Here is a 19,843-nt window from a genome sequence, read left to right as displayed (position 1 = left end):
ATGAGCAAGCGATTCGCCCGTGGCCTGGTTGTGGGCAAGTTCGCGCCGCTGCATCTGGGGCACGAATGGCTGATCCGCCAGGCGCAAGAGCAGTGCGAGCAATTGGTGCTGCTCAGCTGGGCGCGGCCGGAGCTGCCGGGCTGCGAACCTGAGCGACGAACAGCCTGGTTGCGGCTGCGTTTTCCCGAACTGGCCAGTTGGGTGGTCACGCCTGAATGGGTCGAGCAGCGGCGCGCTCAGGGCCTGCAGTTACCGGACCTACCTGATGAGCAGGAGCCCGACGCCGTGCAGCGCCAGTTCGTCGCCGCGTTCTGCCTGGCCGAGTTGGGCCAGCCGGTGGATGCAGTCTTCACCAGCGAGGACTATGGCGATGGTTTTGCTGCACATTTGGCGCGCTGTTTCGGGCTGCCGGTGCAGCATGTCGAGATAGACCGCGCACGCATTCAGGTGCCGGTGTCCGGCACACGACTGCGCGCCGACATCCACGGCTTGCGCCAGTACCTGGCACCGCAGGTCTACGGCGATTTCGTCGAGCGCATCGCCCTGCTCGGCGGCGAGTCTACCGGCAAGAGCAGCCTGGCGCTGGCGCTGGCCGAGAAGCTGGGTACGCGGCATGCCGCCGAATATGGCCGCGAACTGTGGGAAGAGCAGGGCGGTGTGCTGGCCTATGAGGATCTGCTGCGCATAGGCCGCACCCAGGTCGACCGTGAGCAGAGCCTGGCCGGGCAGTGCCGGCGCTATCTGGTCTGCGACACCACGCCGCTGACCACGCTGTTCTACTGTCGCGAGATGTTCGGCCGTGCCGAGCCCGAGCTGGAGCGCCTGGCCGAGCGGCACTACCAGCATCTGTTTTTGTGCGTCGACGACTTTCCCTTCGTGCAGGACGGTACGCGGCGCGACGAGACGTTCCGCCGTCGGCAGAACCAGTGGTACGAGCAGGAGTTGCAGCGGCGCGGATGGCCTTTCACGCGCCTGGCGGGCTCGCCCACGCAGCGCCTCGAACAGGCGCTGCGGCACCTGGGCAGGAGCCCGGCGATTCAGCGATAGCGGGAGAGAATGGCCTCGAACTCGCCATCCTGTTTCATCTGTACCAGGGCCCGCAGCAGTGCCTGGGTGGGCACGTCCGGCGCATCGCGAACGAGGCAGGAAAGCGCATCGGCGCTGAGCTCGGCCAGTGCGCGCAGGCGCTTGTGTTCCGGCAGATTGCGGTTGAACCAGGCCAGGGCCAGCTCGTTGCTGAGCGCGTAGCGATAGCGCCCGGCTTCCAGCTTCTCCAGTACCAGCTCCTGCGTGCGGGCATCTTCGCGCAGCACCTGGCCGCTGGCGAACAGGGATTCCAGACGCGGGTAACTGAACCCCAGCACGGTACCCAGGCGCTCGCCGGGCAGCTGCGCCAGGCTGATGTCGGCTTCGTCGTGGCGCCCGACGATCAGGTCGCGCTGCACCATGAACGGCACACTCCAGATGTATTGATGGTGCGTTTCGCTGAGCCAGCCCGGGTTGACGTAGCAGCGCACGTCAATCTCGCCCCTGGCCATCAGGCGCTGTACGCGCAGGCGCGGCATCACCAGCAGTTCGGCGCGGCGGCCGACCTTTTCTGCCAGGCGCATCTGCAGGTCGTAGAGAACGCCGGACGTGGCACGGCCATCTTCGATGCGGATCATCGGCATGGCCCAGCTCTCGGTTACCGAGAAGCGCAGCGGGCGTTGTTCCTGCGCGCTGGCAACGGCGCTCAGCGAAACCAGCAAAGCGAAAAGCAGCAGACGCATGCGCATCAGGCCGCGGCGGGATCGAAACTGTCAGCACGCGCCATGCGCCACATGCGCTCGTAGAACTCACCCTCGATCTTGCCGCCGAGCAGTTCGCCCGGTGCGAGGAACACATGCTGCTGGGCGAACAGCTTGATCTCGGTAGACGACATGCGCTGCACCAGGTGCTTGGCATCGATCTGCGAGGGGTGATCGAGGCCGGCGGCGGCGAGCATCTCGGCCAGCGCCTTGAGCGTGTTGCGGTGGAAGTTGTAGACGCGCTGGGCCTTGTCCTCGACCACCAGGGCGCGCTGGCGCAGCGGGTCCTGGGTCGCCACGCCGGTGGGGCACTTGTTGGTATGGCAGCTTTGGCTCTGGATGCAGCCGATGGCGAACATGAAGCCGCGTGCCGAGTTGGCCCAATCGGCGCCGATGGCCAGCACGCGGGCGATATCGAAGGCGCTGACGATCTTGCCGCTGGCGCCGAGCCTGATCTTGTCGCGCAGGTTGCTGCCGACCAGGGTGTTGTGCACGAACAGCAGCCCTTCGCGCAGCGGCACGCCGAGATGATCGGTGAACTCCAGCGGCGCTGCACCGGTGCCGCCTTCCTTGCCGTCGACGACGATGAAGTCGGGCAGGATGCCGGTCTGCAGCATGGCCTTGACGATGCCCATGAACTCCCAGGGGTGGCCCAGGCAGAATTTGAAACCGACCGGCTTGCCGCCGGACAGCTCGCGCAGCTGGGCGATGAACTGCAGCAGCTCGGTCGGCGTAGAGAAGGCGCTATGGCGCGAGGGCGAGATGCAGTCCTCACCCATTGGCACGCCGCGGGTGTTGGCGATTTCCTCGGTGACCTTGTGCTTGGGCAGGATGCCGCCATGGCCCGGTTTGGCGCCCTGGCTGAGCTTGATCTCGATCATCTTCACCTGCGGGCTGGCCGCCTGGACGGCGAAACGCTCGGGGTCGAAGCGGCCGTCCGAGGCGCGGCAGCCGAAATAGCCGCTGCCCAGTTCCCAGACCAGATCGCCGCCGTGCTCGCGGTGGTAGGGGCTGATGCTGCCTTCGCCGGTGTCGTGATAGAACTCGCCGAGCTTGGCGCCCTGGTTCAGCGCGCGGATGGCGTTGGCGCTGAGCGAGCCGAAGCTCATCGCCGAGATGTTGAACAGCGACGCCGAGTACGGCTGGCTGCACTGCGGCCCGCCGATCTCCACGCGAAAGCTGCACGGGTCGCTCAGCGGTGCCGGGCGCATGGAATGGCTGATGAACTCGAAGCCGTTCTGGTACACGTCGCTGAGGGTGCCGAAGGGCTTGTCCGAGCCTTCGTTCTTGGCGCGGGCGTAGACCAGCGAACGCTGCGCGCGGGAGAAGGGCAGCTGTTCGGCGTCACCCTCGAGCAGATACTGGCGAATCTCCGGGCGGATGCCTTCGACCAGATAACGGATATTGCCCAGGATCGGGTAGTTGCGCCTGACCGCATGGCGCGTCTGCAGCAGATCGCCGATGCCGATCAGGCTGAGCACGCCCGCGAGCAGGGTGAACGGCCACAGCCATTCGTGAAGCGAGAGAAAGGGCAGGCTGGCCAGAGTGAAAAGAACGCAGAAGGCAAAGAAGGCGTAGCGGCTGAGCAGCGACAGGTTCATGCAGGCTCCGGCATCTGATGGCGCGATGCTCACTCTAGACGCCTTGGGGGCGATCGGGTCAAGTCGAATGGGGGGATTGGCGCGTCGGAAGTTTCGTCACGCCCGCTGGCCATGCTGTTACAAAGTCAACTGAGTGGCCTTCACTGGCGTTGCGCCGGTGGTAACGGGGGCTGCGACGCTGCACGGCGAGCAGCCCAGGCTCGGCATTCCCCCTCTCCCGGTGGGGAGAGGGGCAGGCGATCAGCGGTTGACGCTCTGGAAGTTGTCGTCCGAGGGTTCCTTGGTATAGGCGCCCTGGTCGTGCACCAGCTTCTTGTTGCCGTTCATCAGGGTGGCGATGCGGCTGTCGCTGGTTTTCGCCGAAGCCGCCTGGTCGCTGCTGCCCTTGATCAACGGCGGGTTGAATGAGAAGGACCAGAGATAGTGCCAGACGGCAGCGTTGTGTTTCTCGGTCTGCTGGGTGGCGCTGAAGTACCAGGGCTTTAGCTCGGTAAAGGCGGTCATGTTCATCAGCCCGGCGTTGTCATCGCCAACGAAAATGGTGCTGGTGACCGCAGAGGTCCGGTAGGCCTCGAAGATCACCCCCTTGCCCTTCAGTTCACTGACATAGGAGCGGCTGACTTCTCCGACCCAGCGATTGTTCAGCCAGCTCTTGGCCTGGTTGGAATAGAACGGGTCGAGCAGAGCTACGCGCTTGGGCAGCAAGCGGCTGTTGAGACTCCCGGCGCTGACCGCATCGCTGATTTTCTTGGTCAGGACGATCGCCATCTGGTTGCCCAGGGAGTGGCCGAGGATGCGGATGTTGTTGCCGGTGTAGCCGGCCAGGTTGGCCTTGTAGTGATCGAACAGCAGGTCGCCGGCCGACACGTTAGGGCCGTTGCTGTAGGTTCCGCTGCTGTTGCGCCAGCGCATGGCGCGCGGGCCGCTGGCGGTCCAGATCTTGGCCTCGGCATCCTTCACTTCAGCTTCGTCGGCGAACTGGTTCCAGTACAGGATGCCGACGTTGTAGCCCGCGGTGAGCCAGGCGTGCGCCAGGTCGAGGTTCGGCCCGCCAGCATCCTGACGATTGAAGGTTTCGCGGTTCTTTCTCTGCGTGGCTCCGTTCTGCCAGCCGTGGATATAGATGACGGTGGGTTTGCTGTTGCTGTAGTAGGCGTTGCTGTGGCCGGGTACGGCCTTCTGCCAGCTGTCGCCGTAGCCGAACCAGTACAGGCCATGGTCGAGGTTCTGGAAGACGCTGTCGGGAAACACGCCGACGGCGGCCTGGGTCATGGAGGAGAAGCTCAGCACGAGCATTAGCAGGAACTGGCGCATGGCAGGGCCTTTTATTGTTATTGAGGTGCATGCAGCCTATAGATTGTTGGACAATCTTGAATCGCCCAAATGGGTGGTCGCCCCGGGCTCAGTCCGACCTGTATCCCGATGCGCCCATCTTCGTCCTATTGCCCACGAACGCTTGTCAGCAGAGCGGACGAAGGGACCGCGGCTGTGGCAAACTCAGCGGCTACTGACAGAACGCTACAACGTTCGACCAACCCCAGTTATTTCCTGGCCCGTACTGGCCAAGGCCCAGCGCATAACCGGCCGCCACCTGCGGCAGCGAACAAGAGGAATGAGCGTGCATAACGTCGTGATCAGTGGTACCGGCCTCTACACTCCGGCCAACAGCATTTCCAACGACGAGCTGGTGGCATCCTTCAATGCCTATGTACAGCAGTTCAACGCCGACAACGCCGAGGCCATCGCCCGTGGCGAGGTCGAGGCGCTGAGCGAATCCAGCACGGCCTTCATCGAAAAGGCGTCGGGCATCAAGAGCCGCTTCGTCATCGACAAGGACGGCATCCTCGATCCGCAGCGCATGGTGCCGCGCATTCCCGAACGATCCAATGACGAGTGGGGCATCCTCTGCGAAATGGCCGTGGGCGCCGCCAAGGAAGCGCTGCAGCGCGCCGGCAAGACCGTCGCCGACATCGACGGGGTGATCGTCGCCTGCTCGAACCTGCAACGCGCCTATCCGGCGGTGGCCATCGAAGTGCAGGCCGCGCTGGGCATCGACGGCTGGGGCTACGACATGAACGTGGCCTGCTCCTCGGCCACCTTCGGCATCCAGGCCGCGACTACCGCGATCCAGACCGGCCAAGCCCGCGCCATTCTGATGGTCAACCCGGAAATCTGCACCGGCCACCTCAACTTCCGCGACCGCGACAGCCACTTCATCTTCGGCGACGCCGCCACTGCGGTGATCATCGAGCGTGCCGACCTGGCTACCTCCAAGCACCAGTTCGACGTGGTCGGCACCAAGCTGCTGACCCAGTTCTCCAACAACATCCGCAACAACTTCGGCTTCCTCAACCGCGCGGCGGAAGAGGGCATCGGCGCGCGCGACAAGCTGTTCGTGCAGGAAGGCCGCAAGGTGTTCAAGGACGTCTGCCCGATGGTCGCCGAGCTGATCGCCGCGCACCTGGCGGAAAACCAGCTCAACGTCGCAGATGTGAAGCGCTTCTGGCTGCACCAGGCCAACCTCAACATGAACCTGCTGATCGCCCGCAAGCTGCTGGGGCGCGACGCCGAGCCGCACGAGGCGCCGGTGATTCTCGATACCTACGCCAACACCAGTTCGGCCGGCTCGGTAATCGCCCTGCACAAGCATCAGGACGACCTGCCCGCCGGCAGCCTGGGTGTTCTAAGCTCCTTCGGTGCCGGTTATTCCATCGGCAGTGTAATTTTGCGCAAGCGTTGAACTCTCTGTAGGAATGCCTGACGTGCACGGGGCGTTCGGCTTCGTGCGCAGGCCTGACCTACGGGAGTTCCATGTCCGATTCCGATCTCTTGGGGCGCCTGCTCGCCGGCGAGCAGAAGGCCTACCGCGAGCTGGTGGCTCGCTATCAGGGTGCGATGCGGGCGGTGGCCTACGCCATCGTCGGCAGCCGCCACGCCGATGAGGTGGTGCAGGATGCCTGGTTCGCCGTGGTGCGCAACCTGGCAGGTTTTCAAGGCCGCGCCAGCCTCAAGACCTGGCTGCTGACCATCACCGCCAACACCGCCAAGACCCGACTCAAGCACAACCGCCGCGAGGTGCTGCTCGACGACCTGCCCGCACCCCATGGCACGGTGGGTGACGAGCGTTTCGCCGATGACGGCCACTGGCTGCTGGCGCCACATGCCTGGCACCAGGACAGCCCCGAAGCCCTGCTCACCGAGGACGAGCTGCGCCAGTGCCTGGAACACACGCTGGCCAGCCTGTCCGAGCTGCAGGCCAGTGTGCTGGTGCTGCGCGAACGCCAGGGCCTGGAGCTGGAGGCGATCTGTAATCTTCTCGACATCTCGCTCTCCAATGCCCGTGTGCTGCTGCACCGGGCACGCCTGAAAGTCTTCGCCACCCTGGAACATTTCGAGGAGACGGGCCAATGCTGACCTGCAAGGAACTGGTCGCTCATTCCAGCGATTATCTCGACGGCCAACTGACGTTGCGCCAGCGCCTGGCCGTACGCGCGCACCTGGCCATGTGCGGCAACTGCCGACGTTTTATCCGCCAGATGAAACTGACTCAGGCGGTGATCCGGCAGATGCCGGATGAGGAGTTACCCGAACTCGACGCCCTGGCCGAGCGTCTGGCGCAGGATCGGCGTAATCAGGGGTGAGCCGTGATCCGAGGGTTTGGTTGGTTTTTCAAATGCCTATCCTCGGATCAGGCGAGTCCTGCAGCGGAAAAAGGCCGATAACAATGATGGTCCCCGTGATCGATTGAACGCTTGGCCCCGCTGCGAGCGCATAGTTAATCGTCACGCCAAAGTTCACGAATTGGCTCCATGCTGTAGTTTCCATGCCCGAATGATAAAAGCCAGCCACGACAACAAATGAATATTGCGCTGAAACAAGGTTGTACCTGTAAATGTGCAATAAGCGGAAGGCATAGGGTGGCGGCCTCTTTAATCTCTTCTGGGTCGTGGATAGGAACGCGCCATTCGTCTTGGATGAGAAGCCACATATTATGTGTTTCTGTGTAATCCCCCGAGCGAAGTTTTTCGGTTTTTAATCGGATAAAATGCGCCATGGCTTCAGCCCATTCAAGCTCTGCGCTGTTTCCCATCCATGGCAAACCCGCACGGTTTCCGCTTGCAATTTCGTCTTTCTGCTGGGAGTTGAACAGTTTTTTGCCAGGTTCAAATTTCTGGCCAAAATTAAATGCATGCGGATACTTGCGACCCCGTATTGCTTCAATTTCGTACCACTCCTCCGGGACAGCTTCAATGCATTCAACACCGATAAGATTGGAGGCGATTTGCAGCACAAAGTCAGGCTTGTCGCGATGTGTCACGGTCAGTGGATAATCGATCAGCTGCGATTCTGCTGTTGTTGCAAGGAAGCGAGCCATCAAATAGCGTTCGCGATGTGTGTGCGAACGGCCTTTAGTAATGCTCGGTACTTTAATGTCAACTTCCCGCAATGCTTTAAGGAGCGCAGGGGCTGTATCAGCAGAGAGGTTCAGCAAAGGCATATTCATTGACCGCTAACGCGGCGCTTTGCGGCTGCATTGTAGCGCTAGCGGAAATGCAATCCGGCAACAGCGCTTTGTTATGTGTTGTTCGCTTCAATTTTCTTCACCGTCCTCGCACTCTATATTCAACGGTATAGGTGTGCTATGAAATATCATCGCGGTGCTCTCAGATCTAATTCCATGTAGGACATATTCTTTCAAATTTGAATAATCCGAATAATCCGAATTTCCACCATAACCATACATGCCTGATTCATATTCTATATGGGGTATTTTTTTACCATCTTTTTCTAATTCCTCTATCCAGAAGCACGGATTGCTATTTGCTTTTGGCTTAATTGAGCATTTAACTCCTCGAATACGAGAATACGCCTGCTCAGCATAACCCCTCATAAAGAAGTTTCCGTCAGGCTCAATATCCTGCACCAGCCAAGTCAATATATGACCCATAAACTCTTCAGCATGGCTTTCAGCAGGAATCAAGCAGCGAGACCAAAAGCAGCCTATTTTCAAGTTTCTAGCCAGTCGACCTAACTGAACAATGGACTCAAAAACAGCCACAACCGTCTGCGTGGACTTTAATTTAGCAGAATTGCATCCGAGGTAAGAAAGGCTTTCCATGCATCTATATGCAAAATGAGAATTGCCATTATTAAGGGCAGAGACACCTAGCACCTTAATATCATAAGCGTAAGCTGATATGTTGTATTTATCAAGCTGTTCCAAATTGTTCTCAGAAACGTTATTCTCCATCTCGTAAATATTAACTTCAGCAATTCTATGAATAGTGTTCAGTACTTTTATCGGTTCTATAACACTATGTGATTCGAGCATTTTTTTAGCAATCCATACGGCATCAGAAGCAATCGATCTTGCTAAATCTGAGCATGGCTTTTGAAGCAGCTCATCTTTCATTAAGAAATCACATAGATCACTCGATAGTGATTGAAAAAATATACCGCTCTGATCTTTCTCAACCACAGAAGCGATAATTGAACGCAGCCTTTTTCTGGCTATATACTTTATTCCGGCATCTATCTTATAAGAGTCTGCGTCTTTAAATTTGAACGAGTAGAATCTGACGACAAGCTTTAAAATTGCATTTAATGACTGCCGAAAAATCGGATAGTCATTATTCTCAACGGCCAAGTTTGTTATGGTAGTCATTGAGTCCCATATATCATTTGGTTCAATCCCTAACGTGCTAGGCTCGAAATCATAGGCATGTATGGGTTTTTGATAATTTCCCCCATCATTCAAATAACTCTGATGCAATTCTACCTCAGACTTTATTTCTATAGATAGCTGCTCTAGGTATCGGGATATGGTGTTTTCGCTGATGGAATCTTCAATAAATTTTTTAGCGCTTAGGTATCTGGTTGTCAGAATTGCATTATCTATAGAAGAGAAAATCAATATAGGAAGCATCCACAACGCTATTTTTCCAAAGTGTTCGGGTATGCTTAAAAAGCAGATTAGAGGCAAAAGTGGCAAAGTCAATAACGCAACAACGTTGAACCATTGCCTTGTTGTTATCTCGCTGTATATCGCTTTGTACTTGGAGAGTTGATGGCCAAAAAAATGTAAAGTTAATAGAGAATATAGCTATCGTAAAGTTAACACCCAAAAGCCACGGGGTGATCTTGCCCACGTCAACACTCACCGATCCAAGCACCAGCAACGTCATGATAATTAGTAGAACTATATATCTCAATTCAAATTCCCAAGCCTAAGTAAAGTGAATATTTAAACTTTTTAATATGCTCTAACGGAGCTTCGCTCAGACTCATAACAGGGGTTAGATGGATGGCGGTACGAATCCGATAGTAGAGCCTTCCATCTAACTCCGCACCATCCCGTTTCGCTTCGCACTAAAAATCCCTTCCAATCATGGCCTTATCGCTGTGCTCCGGCAGTCCGCTGTATTCGCTTGACCTCCTCTTTTGGCTCCAGCATTACGCTTGGTACATCGCGTGTAGGGGCGATGACGTTTTTTATCCACCGTTTGCGGTGGATGTTCGAGCTACTGGCTATCGAAAGCCTCGCCGCTGAAGCGCCTCCCACGGTGCGGTGGATGTTCCTGTGCCTGCGGGAGGGCTTTCGGCTCTGGCATCCTGCTTCGCTCTACCTCCTGCATCCATGCAGTCGTAGCCGCGACTGGTAGCGGGCAAAGCGCCCCCCGGATTTCATCCGGGCTACGAAAACTTTTTTCGCCCGCTGTAACGCCCGCATCCCTGCCTCGTCCATTGCTGCGAGGGCGCCAATCCGGCCCCGCATTCGAAACCGATGGAGAGATGCCATGAAACAACTCAATACCCTGACTGCCACCCTGGGCGCTGCGCTGCTGACTTCCGTGGCCTTCACTGCCCACGCCGCGAGCAACCCCTTCGCTGCGCAGGAACTGGCCAGCGGCTACAGCCTGGCCGCTGCCGAGAAGGCGCAGGAAGGTTCCTGTGGCGAAGGCAAATGCGGTGGCGAGATGAAAGCCGACAAGGAAGGCAAGTGCGGCGAGGGCAAGTGTGGCGGCGAGAAGAAGGCCGACGCCGAGGGTAAATGCGGCGAAGGCAAGTGCGGCAGCGAGAAGAGCGAGTAAGAGCAAGGGGAGGACGGATCATGCACCTCGCAAACCTCACCGGCGCCGGTCTCGGCCTGCGTCGCGGGCTGCTCGCCGAGCTGATCGGCGATCATGCCGGCGGCGCCGACTTTCTCGAAGTGGCGCCGGAGAACTGGATCGGTGTCGGTGGCCGGCTGGGCAAGCAGTTGCGCGCCCTGAGCGAAGGCCGGCCGTTGCTGTGCCATGGTCTGTCCCTCAACCTCGGCGGCTTCGCGCCGCTGAACCTGGAGTTGCTGCACGCCATCAAGGGCTTTCTCGACGCGCATGGCGTGTTGGCCTACAGCGAGCACCTGTCGGCCTGCGCCGACGATGGTCAGCTGTATGACCTGATGCCGCTGCCGTTTTCCGAAGAGTCGGTGGTGCGCATCGCCGAGCGCGTGCGCATCGTTCAGGATCTGCTGGAGCGGCCGCTGATCATCGAGAATGTCTCGGCTTACGCACGCCTGCCCGGCGAGCTGGACGAGGCAGACTTCGTTCGCGCCGTGCTGGAACGTGCCGACTGCCAGTTGTTGCTGGATGTCAACAACGTCTACGTCAACAGCCTGAACTTCGGTTTCGATGCCGATGCCTACATCGCCGCGATGCCGAGTGAGCGTATCGCCTATTTGCACGTCGCCGGTCATTACGATCAGGCGGCGGACCTGAAGATCGACACCCACGGTGCGCCGGTCATCGACCCGGTGTGGGCACTGCTGAGCAGCGCTTACGTGCAGCATGGCGTGCGCCCGACGCTGCTGGAGCGCGATTTCAACTTCCCGCCGCTGGCTGAGCTGTATGCCGAGCTGGCACATATCCGCAGCCTGCAACAGGCCGTGCAGCCGCTGAGCAGGTACGGCACATGAGTGGCATTCAGCAGCAGCGCGACTTCGCTGCACGTATTCGCCAGCCTGAGGTGCAGCCGCTGTTGCCGGGCATTAGCGGCGAGCGCATGGCGATCTACGAGGAGCTGTTCTTCAACAATGTCGCCAGCCTGGTGGGCGGCGCCTTTCCGGTGCTGCGCGGGGTTCTCGGGGCCGAGCGCTGGCGGCGGCTGCTGCGCGCGTTCTTCGCCGAGCACCGGTCGAGCACGCCGTACTTTCTCGAGATCAGTCAGGAGTTCATTGCCTGGCTGCAGCAGGGCTATCGCGCCGAGCCTGACGACCCTGCGTTCATGCTGGAGCTGGCGCACTACGAGTGGGTCGAGCTGGCGCTGGATGTCAGCGATGCGCACTTGCCCGAGCGCGGTTGGTCGCCATTGGCCTGGCCGCTGGCCTATCGCTGGCCGGTGCAGAGGATCGGTGCTGATCACTGCCCCACGCAGCCACCGGCCGAGCCGACTTGTTTGCTGGTGTGGCGTGACCGCCAGGATCAGGTGCGCTTCATGCAACTGGCGCCGTTCGCCTATCAGCTGGCGTTGCACCTGCAGGCCGGCGAGCCGCCTGGGCAGGCGCTACAGGCGCTGGCCACCGAGCACGGCCTGGCTGCCGACCACCATTACTTCACCAACGCCCACGCGCTGCTGGATGACTGGCTGGCGCGCGATATCTGGTTTCCCTATTCCGAGGACTGACCGCCATGATCGCTTTGCTCAATCGCTTCCAGGACGCGCTGGAGGCTACCCGGCGCCTGGATTTTCTCGGCCCGCTGCTGCTGCGCCTGTATCTGGTGCCGGTGTTCTGGATGGCCGGCACGCAGAAGCTCAAGGACATCGACGCCACTGCCGCCTGGTTCGGCAATCCGGATTGGGGGCTCGGCCTGCCGTTTCCCGAGCTGCTGGCCTGGGCAGCGGCGCTGACCGAGGCCGGTGGCGCCATTCTGCTGCTGTTCGGCCTGGCGGTGCGCTGGATTAGCATCCCGCTGATCGTCACCATGCTGGTGGCGATCTTCGCCGTGCACTGGCCCTATGGCTGGCAGGCGATTGCCGACCCGTCCGCGCCCTTCGCCAACGAGCGCGTGTTGGCGGCGGCGGAGAAGCTCGAACGGGCGCGCAGCATCCTGCGTGAGCACGGCAATTACGACTGGCTGACCGCCAGTGGCAAGTTCGTGGTGCTGAACAATGGCATCGAGTTCGCCGCCACCTACCTGGTGATGCTGGTGGCGTTGTTCTTCAGCGGGGCAGGGCGCTGGTTGAGTCTCGACTACTGGCTGGCGCGGCGTTTCAGAATGTCCCGTTAGCCCAGCGGATTGTCGCGGCGCCGGCTCTCACGAAATTCGCCCGGCGTCTGCCCGGTCCAGCCCTTGAAGCTGCGGTGGAAGGAGCGTGCCTCGGTGAAGCCGAGGTAGCAGGCGATGTCCTGGATCGCCAGGTCGCTGCGCAGCAGGTAGTGCTCGGCCAGTTCCTGACGCAGCTCGTCGAGAATCTGCTGGTAGCTGGTGCCGGCCTGCTGCAGGTGGCGCTGCAGGGTGCGCACGGTCATGTCGAACTTCTCCGCCACCCGCTCCTTGCGTGGCAGGCCGTCCTTGAGCAGCAGGCGCAGGGCGTTCTTCACCCGTAGCGGTAGCGGCTCGTCCTCGTCGAGCCCGGCCATCAGCGCCAGAGCATGTTCTTCCAGGGTGCGCAGCAGGTTGGCGTCGGCCTGGCGCAGCGGCACGCCGAGGTAGTCCAGCGGCACCAGCAGGGCGTTGCAGGGTTGCTCGAACAGTACCGGGCAGCCGAACAGCGCCTGGTATTCGGCCAGCTCGGTGCCGGCCGGTTGCGCGTGCTCGAACCAGACTTCGCGCGGCGAGTGCTCGGAGTCGGCGATCCAGCGTGCGTACAGCAGCCAGGAGGCGAGCACGTTCTCCACCATGTGCCGGCGCACCTGCGGCGCCTGATGGCGACAACTCCAGATCAGCCGCACGTGATCCTTGGCGGCTTCGAGACGGCTGGTGCCCATGTCGCCCACCAATTTCTCGTACGGCACGATGCGGCCCATGGCCTCACCCAGGGTGGCGCAGTTCATGGCGATGTAACCGAGCACGCTCCACGAGCCGGGTTGCACGAAACGCGCGGCGTGCAGGCCGAACAGCGGGTCGCCGGACACCTCCAGCAGATGCGCCAGCAGGCGTTCGTGCACCTCGCTGGGAATCCGCTTGCCGTTGTCGGCCAGATCCTGCGCCTGGACACCGGCGGCCGCCAGCGCACGGTCGATATCCAGACCGAGCTGTTCGGCCTGGCGCAGGTACTTGAGCAGAGCGGGAACCGAGGTGTAGCCGAGGTTTTCCATGGATTCTTCTTGTTCTGCGAGGCCTGTCTTGATTGGCGATATGGCCTGTCCCGATTCGACAGTGACGGAAATCGGCGGCTGGCTAGTATAGGCAGCCATAAGTGCTGATCGGAATGGGGGATGCGATGCGACGCTGGAACGGATGGGGAGACGAAGCGACCGAGGTGGAACTGCCGGCCCATGGCGAGGCTTTTCTCGCCGAGCTGATCGGGCCGGGGCAGCGCCTGGCCGACGCCAGCCTGCAGGACGTGCTGGCGCGTGTGCCGGTCTCGCGTCTGGCCCCGCATCCGCTGATCTGCGTTGATGCCGAGGTGCGCGTGCGCCATGCCCGCGGCCAGAGCCTGCCGGACTGGCTGGCCATGCGCTCCGGCGAGTTCGGCCTGTTCCCCGATGGCGTCGCCTGCCCGGAAAGCGCCGAGCAGATCCGCGAGCTGCTGGCCTGGGCACAGAAACATGACGTCACCCTGATTCCCTACGGCGGCGGTACCTCGGTGGCCGGCCACATCAACCCGCAGGCCGGCCAGCGCCCGGTGCTGACCCTGTCGCTGGAGCGCATGACGCGCCTGCTGGATATCGACGAGGACAGCCTGATCGCCACCTTCGGCCCTGGTGCCAACGGCCCGCAGGTGGAAAGCCAGCTGCGCGCCCGTGGCTACACCCTGGGCCACTTCCCGCAGTCCTGGGAGCTGTCGACCCTCGGCGGCTGGGTCGCCAGCCGCTCCAGCGGACAGCAGTCGCTGCGCTACGGGCGCATCGAGCAACTGTTCGCCGGCGGTAAGCTGGAAACCTTCGCCGGCACTCTGGAGATTCCGACCTTCCCGGCGTCGGCCGCCGGCCCCGATCTGCGCGAGCTGGTGCTGGGTTCGGAAGGGCGCTTCGGGGTGATCTCCGAGGTGCGCGTGCGCATCAGTCGCCTGGCCGAGCAGGAGCGCTTCTATGCGGTGTTCCTGCCCAGCTGGCAGCAGGCGCTGAGCGCCATTCGCAGCCTGGCCCAGGCGCGCGTGCCGCTGTCCATGCTGCGCCTGTCCAACGCCATCGAAACCCGTACCCAGCTGGCCCTGGCCGGCCATCCGCAGCAGATCGCGCTGCTGGAGAAGTACCTGGCGCTGCGCGGCGCCCGTGACGAGAAATGCATGCTGACCTTTGGCGTCACCGGCAGCCGGGTGCAGAACGCCGCCTCGCTGAAACAGACGCGGCGCCTGCTGAAAGGCTTTGGTGGCGTGTTCACCGGTACCCTGCTGGGCAAGAAGTGGGAGCACAACCGCTTCCGCTTCCCTTACCTGCGTCATGGTCTGTGGGAGCGCGGCTACCTGGTGGATACCCTGGAAACCGCCACCGACTGGTCCAACGTCGACAACCTGTTGAACAAGGTCGAGGCCAGCCTGTGTGACGAGCTGGTCGGCGAGGGCGAGCGGGTACACGTCTTCACCCACCTGTCGCACGTCTACGGCGAAGGTTCGAGCATCTACACCACCTACGTGTTCCGCCCCGGCGCCGACTACGCCACCGCCATGGCGCGCTGGCAGCGGCTCAAGGCGGCGGCCAGCCGCACCATCGCCGAGAATCGCGGCACCATCAGCCATCAGCACGGCGTCGGTCGTGACCACGCACCTTATCTGGCGGCGGAGAAGGGCGAGCTGGGCATGGCCACGCTGCGCAGCCTGGCCACGCATTTCGACCCGGAGCAGCGCCTGGCTCCTGGCGTGCTGTTGCAGGACTGAGCATGGAACTGTGGAACGCCCGCTGGCGCGAGCGTGCGCTGCCCGAGCTGGCCGCGCATGACTGGGACTTGCTGGTGATCGGCGGCGGTATCTGCGGCGCCGGCATCCTGCGGGAGGCGGCGCGACGCGGCTGGCGCTGCCTGCTGCTGGAGCAGCGTGACTTTGCCTGGGGCACCTCCAGTCGCTCGTCGAAGATGGTCCATGGTGGCCTGCGCTACGTCGCCAAGGGCCAGATCGGGCTGACTCGCGACTCGGTGCGCGAGCGCCAGCGTCTGCTCGGCGAGGCGCCGGGGCTGGTGGAGCCGCTGAGCTTCGTCATGCCGCACTACCGCGGCGGCTTCCCCGGGCCCAAGGTCTTCGGCGGCCTGCTGAGCATGTACGACGCCCTGGCCGGCAAACGCAACCATCTGTTCTACCCGCTGCAGCAGCTGCGTTACCTGGCGCCGGGCATCCGCGAGGACGGCCTGCTCGGCGGCACGCGCTTCTTCGACGCAGTGACCGACGATGCCCGCCTGGTGCAGCGCGTGCTGGGCGAGGCACGTGCCGAAGGCGCTGAGGCGCTCAATGGCATGCGCGTGGTCGAGTTGCTGCGTGAGTCAGGGCAGGTAGTCGGTGTACTCGCCGAGGATATCGAGACTGGCAACCGCTACCGCCTGCGCAGCCGCGCCGTGGCCCAGGCCACCGGCGCCTGGGCCGATCGCCTGCGTCAGCCCGGCAATGGTTGCATCCGCCCGCTGCGCGGCAGCCACCTTTTGCTGCCGAGCTGGCGCCTGCCGGTGGCGCATGCCTTCAGCTTTATGCATGCGGCCGATGGCCGGCCGGTATTCGTCTTCCCCTGGGAGGGCGCGACGGTGATCGGCACAACCGATCTGGATCATGCGGACGATCTGGACACCGAGGCGGTGATCAGTCACGAGGAGGTCGACTATCTGTTGGCCGCCTGTGCCCAGCAGTTCCCGACCGCCCAGGTGATGCGCGGCGATGTGCTGTCGACCTGGGCCGGCGTGCGCCCGGTGGTGGGCGATGGCAGCGCCGGGCTGAAACCCTCGGATGAGAAGCGCGAACACGCGCTGTGGATCGAGCCGGGCAGCGTGACCCTGGCCGGCGGCAAGCTGACCACCTTTCGCCTGCTGGCGCTGGAGGTATTGCGCGCCTGCGCGGGCTTCGTCGGCAAAGCGGTGGACGATCAGGGCGGCGCGGTCTTCGCTTCGAGTACGCCGACGCCGATGCCGGCATTGAGCCCGGCGCAGCAGCGGCGGCTGGCCGGCCGCCATGGCCGCCAGCTGGGCGAGGTGCTGCGCCTGATCGACGAGGTGGGCGGCGACTGCGTCGCGGGTACGAACACCCTGTGGGCCGAACTGGCCTGGGCCGCCGAGGGCGAGCTGGTGCTGCACCTGGACGACCTGCTGCTGCGCCGCACCCGCCTGGGCCTGCTGCTGGCAGAAGGCGGCCGCGCCGAGCTGCCGCGCATCCGCGCGCTGTGCCAGCCGCGCCTGGGTTGGAGCGATGCGCGCTGGCAGCGGGAAGAGACGGATTATCTGGCGTTGTGGCGGCGCTGTTACAGCCTGCCGGATGACAGCGAATGATGTACGTAGGGTGCGCCGTGCACACCGACAATCCGCTGCTACCCGGTTGTAGCCCGGATGCAATCCGGGGATGAACGACGATGCAGCTCCCGGATTTCATCCGGGCTACGTAGCCACTGGGTCGGAGTGATGCGCGCTGGCAGCGGGAAGAGAGCGATTATTTGGTGCTGTGGAAGCGCTGTTACAGCCTGCCGGAGACAGCATGAAGGCGCTGCCTGCTGGCCGTGGGAGCGAGCTCTGCTCGCGAAGCTTTTACGTCAGCCGCGTTCGCGAGCAGAGCTCGCTCCTACAGGCCTGGAGTTAGGCCATGCGCGCCTGCAGTCCGCCGATCCAGACTTGCTGTAGCCCGGATGAAATCCGGGACCGAACCAACAGGCAGCTCCCGGATTTCATCCGGGCTACGTAGCCATGCGTATAACAAGAAGGACCACACCTTGAGCGAACCAAGCTACCTGCTGAGCATCGACAACGGCACCCAGAGCGTGCGAGCGCTGCTGTTCGATACCCAAGGCAACCTGCTGGCCAAGGGCAAGGTCGAGCTCGACCCCTATTTCTCCAGCCAGCCCGGCTGGGCCGAGCAGGACCCGGAATACTACTGGGCCAGCCTCGGCGAGGCCTGCCGGCTGCTGTGGCAGCAGGTGGACATCGACCGCAGTCTGATCAAGGGCGTAGCGGTGACCACCCAGCGTGGCAGCATCATCCATGTCGACGAGCAGGGCACGCCGCTGCGCCCGGCGATTCTCTGGCTCGACCAGCGCCGCGCCGAGGTGCAGGGACGGATCAAGGGGCCCTGGGGCTGGCTGTTCAAGCTGGCGCGTGCGGAGGAGGCGGTGGATCACTTCCGCGCCCAGGCCGAGGTCAACTGGGTGGCTCAGCATCAGCCGGACATCGCGGATCGCACGCACAAGGTACTGCTGCTGTCCGGGTTTCTCACCCAGCGCCTGTGCGGCCGTTTCGTCGATTCCACCAGCAGCTGCGTGGCCTACCTGCCGTTCGATTACAAGCGCCTGCGCTGGGCGGCGCCGGGCGACTGGAAATGGCAGGCGCTGAAGGTGCGCCCCGAGCAACTGCCCGAGCTGTTCAAGCCGGGCGAGCGCCTGGGCAGCATCACGGCCGCAGCCAGCCACCATACCGGTATTCCCGAAGGCCTGCCGCTGATCGCCGCCGGGGCTGACAAGGCCTGCGAGGTGTTGGGTTCCGGCGCGCTTGAGCCCAGCACCGCGTGTCTGTCCTACGGCACCACCGCGACCATCAACACCATACGCAGCCGCTATCTGGAAACCATCCCGCTGATCCCGCCTTACCCGGCGGCGCTACCGGATCACTTCAATACCGAGGTGATGATCTACCGCGGCTTCTGGATGGTCAGCTGGTTCAAGCGCGAATTCGGCCTGCGCGAGATGCAACGTGCCGAGGCGCTGGGGGTGCCGCCCGAGGCGCTGTTCGACGAGCTGGTCAACGCCGTGCCGCCCGGCTCCATGGGCCTGATGCTGCAGCCCTACTGGACGCCCGGCATCCGCGAGCCGGGCCTGGAAGCCAAGGGTTCGATCATCGGCTTTGGCGACGTGCATACCCGCGCGCATCTGTATCGGGCGATTCTGGAGGGATTGGCCTATGCCCTGCGTCAGGGCAAGGAGCGCATCGAGAAACGCGCCGGCACCCGTATCGAGCGCCTGCGCGTGTCCGGTGGCGGTTCGCAGAGCGATGCGGCGATGCAGCTGACCGCCGACATCTTCGGTCTGCCGGCCGAACGCCCGCACCTGTACGAGACCAGCGGCCTGGGTGCGGCGATCAACTGCGCGGTAGGTCTGGGCTTGCACCCGGATTACCCGAGCGCCATCGCTGCCATGACCCGCGTCGGCCAGGTATTCCAGCCGAACCCGGAGGCCCAGCGCGTTTACCAGCAGCTCTACGGGCAGGTCTATCAGCGCATGTATCGTCAGCTCAAGCCGCTGTACCAGCGCATTCGCAAGATCACCGGCTATCCGGCATAACAGCGGCTACAGGCTACAGGCTACAGGCTACAGGCTACAGGCTACAGGCTACAGGCTGCAGGCGGATGCTTTTGCCTGCGGCTTGTAGCCTGCCCTCAAGCCACATCCACCAGCACGATTTCGCTGTCTTCCTGGGCCTCGACGCGGATCAGCGTTTCATCGGCGATGGCCACGCCGTCGCGTGCCTTGGCCGCTACGCCGTTGACCGTGAAGGCGCCGGTGGCTCCTACCAGATAGGCCTTGCGACCCGGCTGCAGCGCATATTCGGCGCTTTGCCCGGCCTTGACCGTAGCGGCAACCAGTCGCGCGTCGGTGCGGATGCGCAGGGCATCGACGTCTTCCTCGTAGCCGCTGGCCAGGGTGACGAAGGCTCCGGAGCGCTCGCCTTTGGGGAACGGCTTGGCGCCCCAGGACGGCGGCAACCCGGCCTGATTCGGCTGGATCCAGATCTGGAAGATCTTGGTGGTTTCGTCCTCCAGGTTGTACTCGCTGTGGGCGATGCCGGTGCCGGCGCTCATCACCTGCACGTCGCCCGCTTCGGTACGGCCCTTGTTGCCCAGGTTGTCCTGATGGCTGATCGCCCCTTCGCGAACGTAGGTAATGATTTCCATGTCGCGGTGCGGATGCGGCGGGAAGCCCGAGTGCGGCGCGATCTCGTCGTCGTTCCAGACGCGCAGGCGGCCCCAGTTCATCCGCTCGGCATCGTAGTATTCGGCGAAGGAAAAGTGATGGCGGGCATTCAGCCAGCCGTGGTGAGCGCCACCGAGTTGTTCGAACGGACGTACATCGATCATGGTCAATCCTCCAGTTGCCTATGGGCTCAGTCCCATTCAGCGTCGATTGGGCGCATGATCCAT

18 protein-coding genes are annotated in these 19,843 nt (G+C 62.4%); 11 read left to right on the top strand and 7 right to left on the bottom strand.

The window, feature by feature from the left end; translation table 11 throughout:
* Entirely contained in the window at positions 1-1,047 is a 1,047-nt protein-coding gene (locus BLS61_RS01415) for an AAA family ATPase (RefSeq protein WP_090426336.1), read from the top strand.
* On the opposite strand, the gene BLS61_RS01410 is transcribed toward BLS61_RS01415, so the two are convergent.
* The 3 genes from BLS61_RS01410 to BLS61_RS01400 all read right to left on the bottom strand — a co-directional run bounded on the left by BLS61_RS01410 (position 1,038) and on the right by BLS61_RS01400 (position 4,702).
* The gene (locus tag BLS61_RS01410) at positions 1,038-1,775 is read right to left on the bottom strand and encodes a substrate-binding periplasmic protein (RefSeq protein WP_090426333.1); all 738 of its coding nucleotides are present in this window, start codon (positions 1,773-1,775) and stop codon (positions 1,038-1,040) included. The genes BLS61_RS01415 and BLS61_RS01410 overlap by 10 nt on opposite strands.
* Positions 1,775-3,388 carry an FMN-binding glutamate synthase family protein gene (locus BLS61_RS01405; protein ID WP_090426330.1) on the bottom strand — a complete coding sequence of 538 codons (1,614 nt, stop codon included), beginning with the start codon at positions 3,386-3,388 and terminating at the stop codon, positions 1,775-1,777. The genes BLS61_RS01410 and BLS61_RS01405 overlap by 1 nt, the downstream gene beginning before the upstream one ends.
* A 240-nt stretch (positions 3,389-3,628) precedes the next feature.
* Positions 3,629-4,702: a hypothetical protein gene (locus BLS61_RS01400; RefSeq protein ID WP_090426327.1), complete on the bottom strand. Its 1,074-nt coding sequence runs from the start codon at positions 4,700-4,702 to the stop codon at positions 3,629-3,631.
* 304 nt (positions 4,703-5,006) lie between these two features.
* Here BLS61_RS01400 and BLS61_RS01395 point away from each other — a divergent pair, with 304 nt between their 5' ends.
* The 3 genes from BLS61_RS01395 (at position 5,007) to BLS61_RS01385 (ending at position 7,029) form a co-directional block, all read left to right on the top strand.
* Positions 5,007-6,128, top strand: coding sequence for a beta-ketoacyl-ACP synthase III (locus tag BLS61_RS01395; RefSeq protein WP_090426869.1), 1,122 nt, complete (start codon positions 5,007-5,009; stop codon positions 6,126-6,128).
* A 71-nt stretch (positions 6,129-6,199) separates the two neighbouring features.
* A complete protein-coding gene (locus BLS61_RS01390) occupies positions 6,200-6,802 on the top strand; it encodes an RNA polymerase sigma factor (RefSeq protein WP_090426324.1) in 603 nt (200 codons plus the stop codon).
* A complete protein-coding gene (locus BLS61_RS01385; RefSeq protein WP_041977963.1) occupies positions 6,796-7,029 on the top strand; it encodes an anti-sigma factor family protein in 234 nt (77 codons plus the stop codon). Before BLS61_RS01390 ends, BLS61_RS01385 begins: the two co-directional genes overlap by 7 nt.
* A gap of 134 nt (positions 7,030-7,163) precedes the next feature.
* Here the strand turns inward: BLS61_RS01385 and BLS61_RS23295 are convergent, their stop codons facing one another.
* Positions 7,164-7,886, bottom strand: coding sequence for a hypothetical protein (locus tag BLS61_RS23295; RefSeq protein ID WP_139205522.1), 723 nt, complete (start codon positions 7,884-7,886; stop codon positions 7,164-7,166).
* A gap of 93 nt (positions 7,887-7,979) precedes the next feature.
* Positions 7,980-9,386 (bottom strand): hypothetical protein, encoded by a 1,407-nt coding sequence (locus BLS61_RS23290; protein WP_139205521.1) that lies wholly within the window; start codon positions 9,384-9,386, stop codon positions 7,980-7,982.
* A gap of 799 nt (positions 9,387-10,185) precedes the next feature.
* Here BLS61_RS23290 and BLS61_RS01380 point away from each other — a divergent pair.
* Genes BLS61_RS01380 through BLS61_RS01365 form a run of 4 tightly spaced genes read left to right on the top strand, consistent with a single transcriptional unit; the run spans position 10,186 to position 12,654 of the window.
* Complete coding sequence (locus tag BLS61_RS01380; protein ID WP_090426320.1) at positions 10,186-10,479, top strand: HvfA family oxazolone/thioamide-modified RiPP metallophore; 294 nt, start codon at positions 10,186-10,188, stop codon at positions 10,477-10,479.
* Positions 10,480-10,499: 20 nt separating this feature from the next.
* A complete protein-coding gene (locus BLS61_RS01375) occupies positions 10,500-11,342 on the top strand; it encodes an HvfB family MNIO-type RiPP peptide maturase (RefSeq protein ID WP_090426318.1) in 843 nt (280 codons plus the stop codon).
* Positions 11,339-12,049, top strand: coding sequence for an HvfC family RiPP maturation protein (locus BLS61_RS01370; RefSeq protein ID WP_090426315.1), 711 nt, complete (start codon positions 11,339-11,341; stop codon positions 12,047-12,049). Before BLS61_RS01375 ends, BLS61_RS01370 begins: the two co-directional genes overlap by 4 nt.
* A gap of 5 nt (positions 12,050-12,054) precedes the next feature.
* A complete protein-coding gene (locus BLS61_RS01365; protein WP_090426313.1) occupies positions 12,055-12,654 on the top strand; it encodes an HvfX family Cu-binding RiPP maturation protein in 600 nt (199 codons plus the stop codon).
* On the opposite strand, the gene gliR is transcribed toward BLS61_RS01365, so the two are convergent.
* Complete coding sequence (gene gliR / locus BLS61_RS01360; RefSeq protein ID WP_090426310.1) at positions 12,651-13,685, bottom strand: AraC family transcriptional regulator GliR; 1,035 nt, start codon at positions 13,683-13,685, stop codon at positions 12,651-12,653. The genes BLS61_RS01365 and gliR overlap by 4 nt on opposite strands.
* A gap of 125 nt (positions 13,686-13,810) precedes the next feature.
* Here gliR and BLS61_RS01355 point away from each other — a divergent pair, with 125 nt between their 5' ends.
* The 3 genes from BLS61_RS01355 (at position 13,811) to BLS61_RS01345 (ending at position 18,986) form a co-directional block, all read left to right on the top strand.
* Positions 13,811-15,406 carry an FAD-binding oxidoreductase gene (locus BLS61_RS01355; protein ID WP_090426308.1) on the top strand — a complete coding sequence of 532 codons (1,596 nt, stop codon included), beginning with the start codon at positions 13,811-13,813 and terminating at the stop codon, positions 15,404-15,406.
* A gap of 2 nt (positions 15,407-15,408) precedes the next feature.
* Entirely contained in the window at positions 15,409-16,992 is a 1,584-nt protein-coding gene (locus BLS61_RS01350; RefSeq protein ID WP_090426303.1) for a glycerol-3-phosphate dehydrogenase/oxidase, read from the top strand.
* Between the two features lie 434 nt (positions 16,993-17,426).
* On the top strand, positions 17,427-18,986 hold the full coding sequence (locus BLS61_RS01345) for an FGGY-family carbohydrate kinase (RefSeq protein ID WP_090426299.1): 1,560 nt from the start codon (positions 17,427-17,429) through the stop codon (positions 18,984-18,986).
* Positions 18,987-19,081: 95 nt separating this feature from the next.
* Here the strand turns inward: BLS61_RS01345 and BLS61_RS01340 are convergent, their stop codons facing one another.
* Positions 19,082-19,780: a pirin family protein gene (locus BLS61_RS01340; RefSeq protein ID WP_090426296.1), complete on the bottom strand. Its 699-nt coding sequence runs from the start codon at positions 19,778-19,780 to the stop codon at positions 19,082-19,084.
* Positions 19,781-19,843 lie beyond the last annotated feature (63 nt).

Origin of the sequence: Ectopseudomonas guguanensis, assembly GCF_900104265.1 — a bacterium.
Classification (GTDB): Bacteria; Pseudomonadota; Gammaproteobacteria; order Pseudomonadales; family Pseudomonadaceae; genus Aquipseudomonas; species Aquipseudomonas guguanensis.
The sequence above is the reverse complement of the archived record's forward strand: the minus strand, read 5'-3'. Positions and strand labels throughout refer to the sequence as shown.

Excerpts from the sequence above, each read along its gene's own strand:
- BLS61_RS01415 (WP_090426336.1), top strand. The coding sequence starts at position 1 with ATGAGCAAGCGATTCGCCCGTGGCCTGGTTGTGGGCAAGTTCGCGCCG.
- BLS61_RS01410 (WP_090426333.1), bottom strand. The coding sequence starts at position 1,775 with ATGCGCATGCGTCTGCTGCTTTTCGCTTTGCTGGTTTCGCTGAGCGCC.
- BLS61_RS01405 (WP_090426330.1), bottom strand. The coding sequence starts at position 3,388 with ATGAACCTGTCGCTGCTCAGCCGCTACGCCTTCTTTGCCTTCTGCGTT.
- BLS61_RS01400 (WP_090426327.1), bottom strand. The coding sequence starts at position 4,702 with ATGCGCCAGTTCCTGCTAATGCTCGTGCTGAGCTTCTCCTCCATGACC.
- BLS61_RS01390 (WP_090426324.1), top strand. The coding sequence starts at position 6,200 with ATGTCCGATTCCGATCTCTTGGGGCGCCTGCTCGCCGGCGAGCAGAAG.
- BLS61_RS01385 (WP_041977963.1), top strand. The coding sequence starts at position 6,796 with ATGCTGACCTGCAAGGAACTGGTCGCTCATTCCAGCGATTATCTCGAC.
- BLS61_RS23295 (WP_139205522.1), bottom strand. The coding sequence starts at position 7,886 with ATGCCTTTGCTGAACCTCTCTGCTGATACAGCCCCTGCGCTCCTTAAA.
- BLS61_RS01380 (WP_090426320.1), top strand. The coding sequence starts at position 10,186 with ATGAAACAACTCAATACCCTGACTGCCACCCTGGGCGCTGCGCTGCTG.
- BLS61_RS01375 (WP_090426318.1), top strand. The coding sequence starts at position 10,500 with ATGCACCTCGCAAACCTCACCGGCGCCGGTCTCGGCCTGCGTCGCGGG.
- BLS61_RS01370 (WP_090426315.1), top strand. The coding sequence starts at position 11,339 with ATGAGTGGCATTCAGCAGCAGCGCGACTTCGCTGCACGTATTCGCCAG.
- BLS61_RS01365 (WP_090426313.1), top strand. The coding sequence starts at position 12,055 with ATGATCGCTTTGCTCAATCGCTTCCAGGACGCGCTGGAGGCTACCCGG.
- gliR (WP_090426310.1), bottom strand. The coding sequence starts at position 13,685 with ATGGAAAACCTCGGCTACACCTCGGTTCCCGCTCTGCTCAAGTACCTG.
- BLS61_RS01355 (WP_090426308.1), top strand. The coding sequence starts at position 13,811 with ATGCGACGCTGGAACGGATGGGGAGACGAAGCGACCGAGGTGGAACTG.
- BLS61_RS01350 (WP_090426303.1), top strand. The coding sequence starts at position 15,409 with ATGGAACTGTGGAACGCCCGCTGGCGCGAGCGTGCGCTGCCCGAGCTG.
- BLS61_RS01340 (WP_090426296.1), bottom strand. The coding sequence starts at position 19,780 with ATGATCGATGTACGTCCGTTCGAACAACTCGGTGGCGCTCACCACGGC.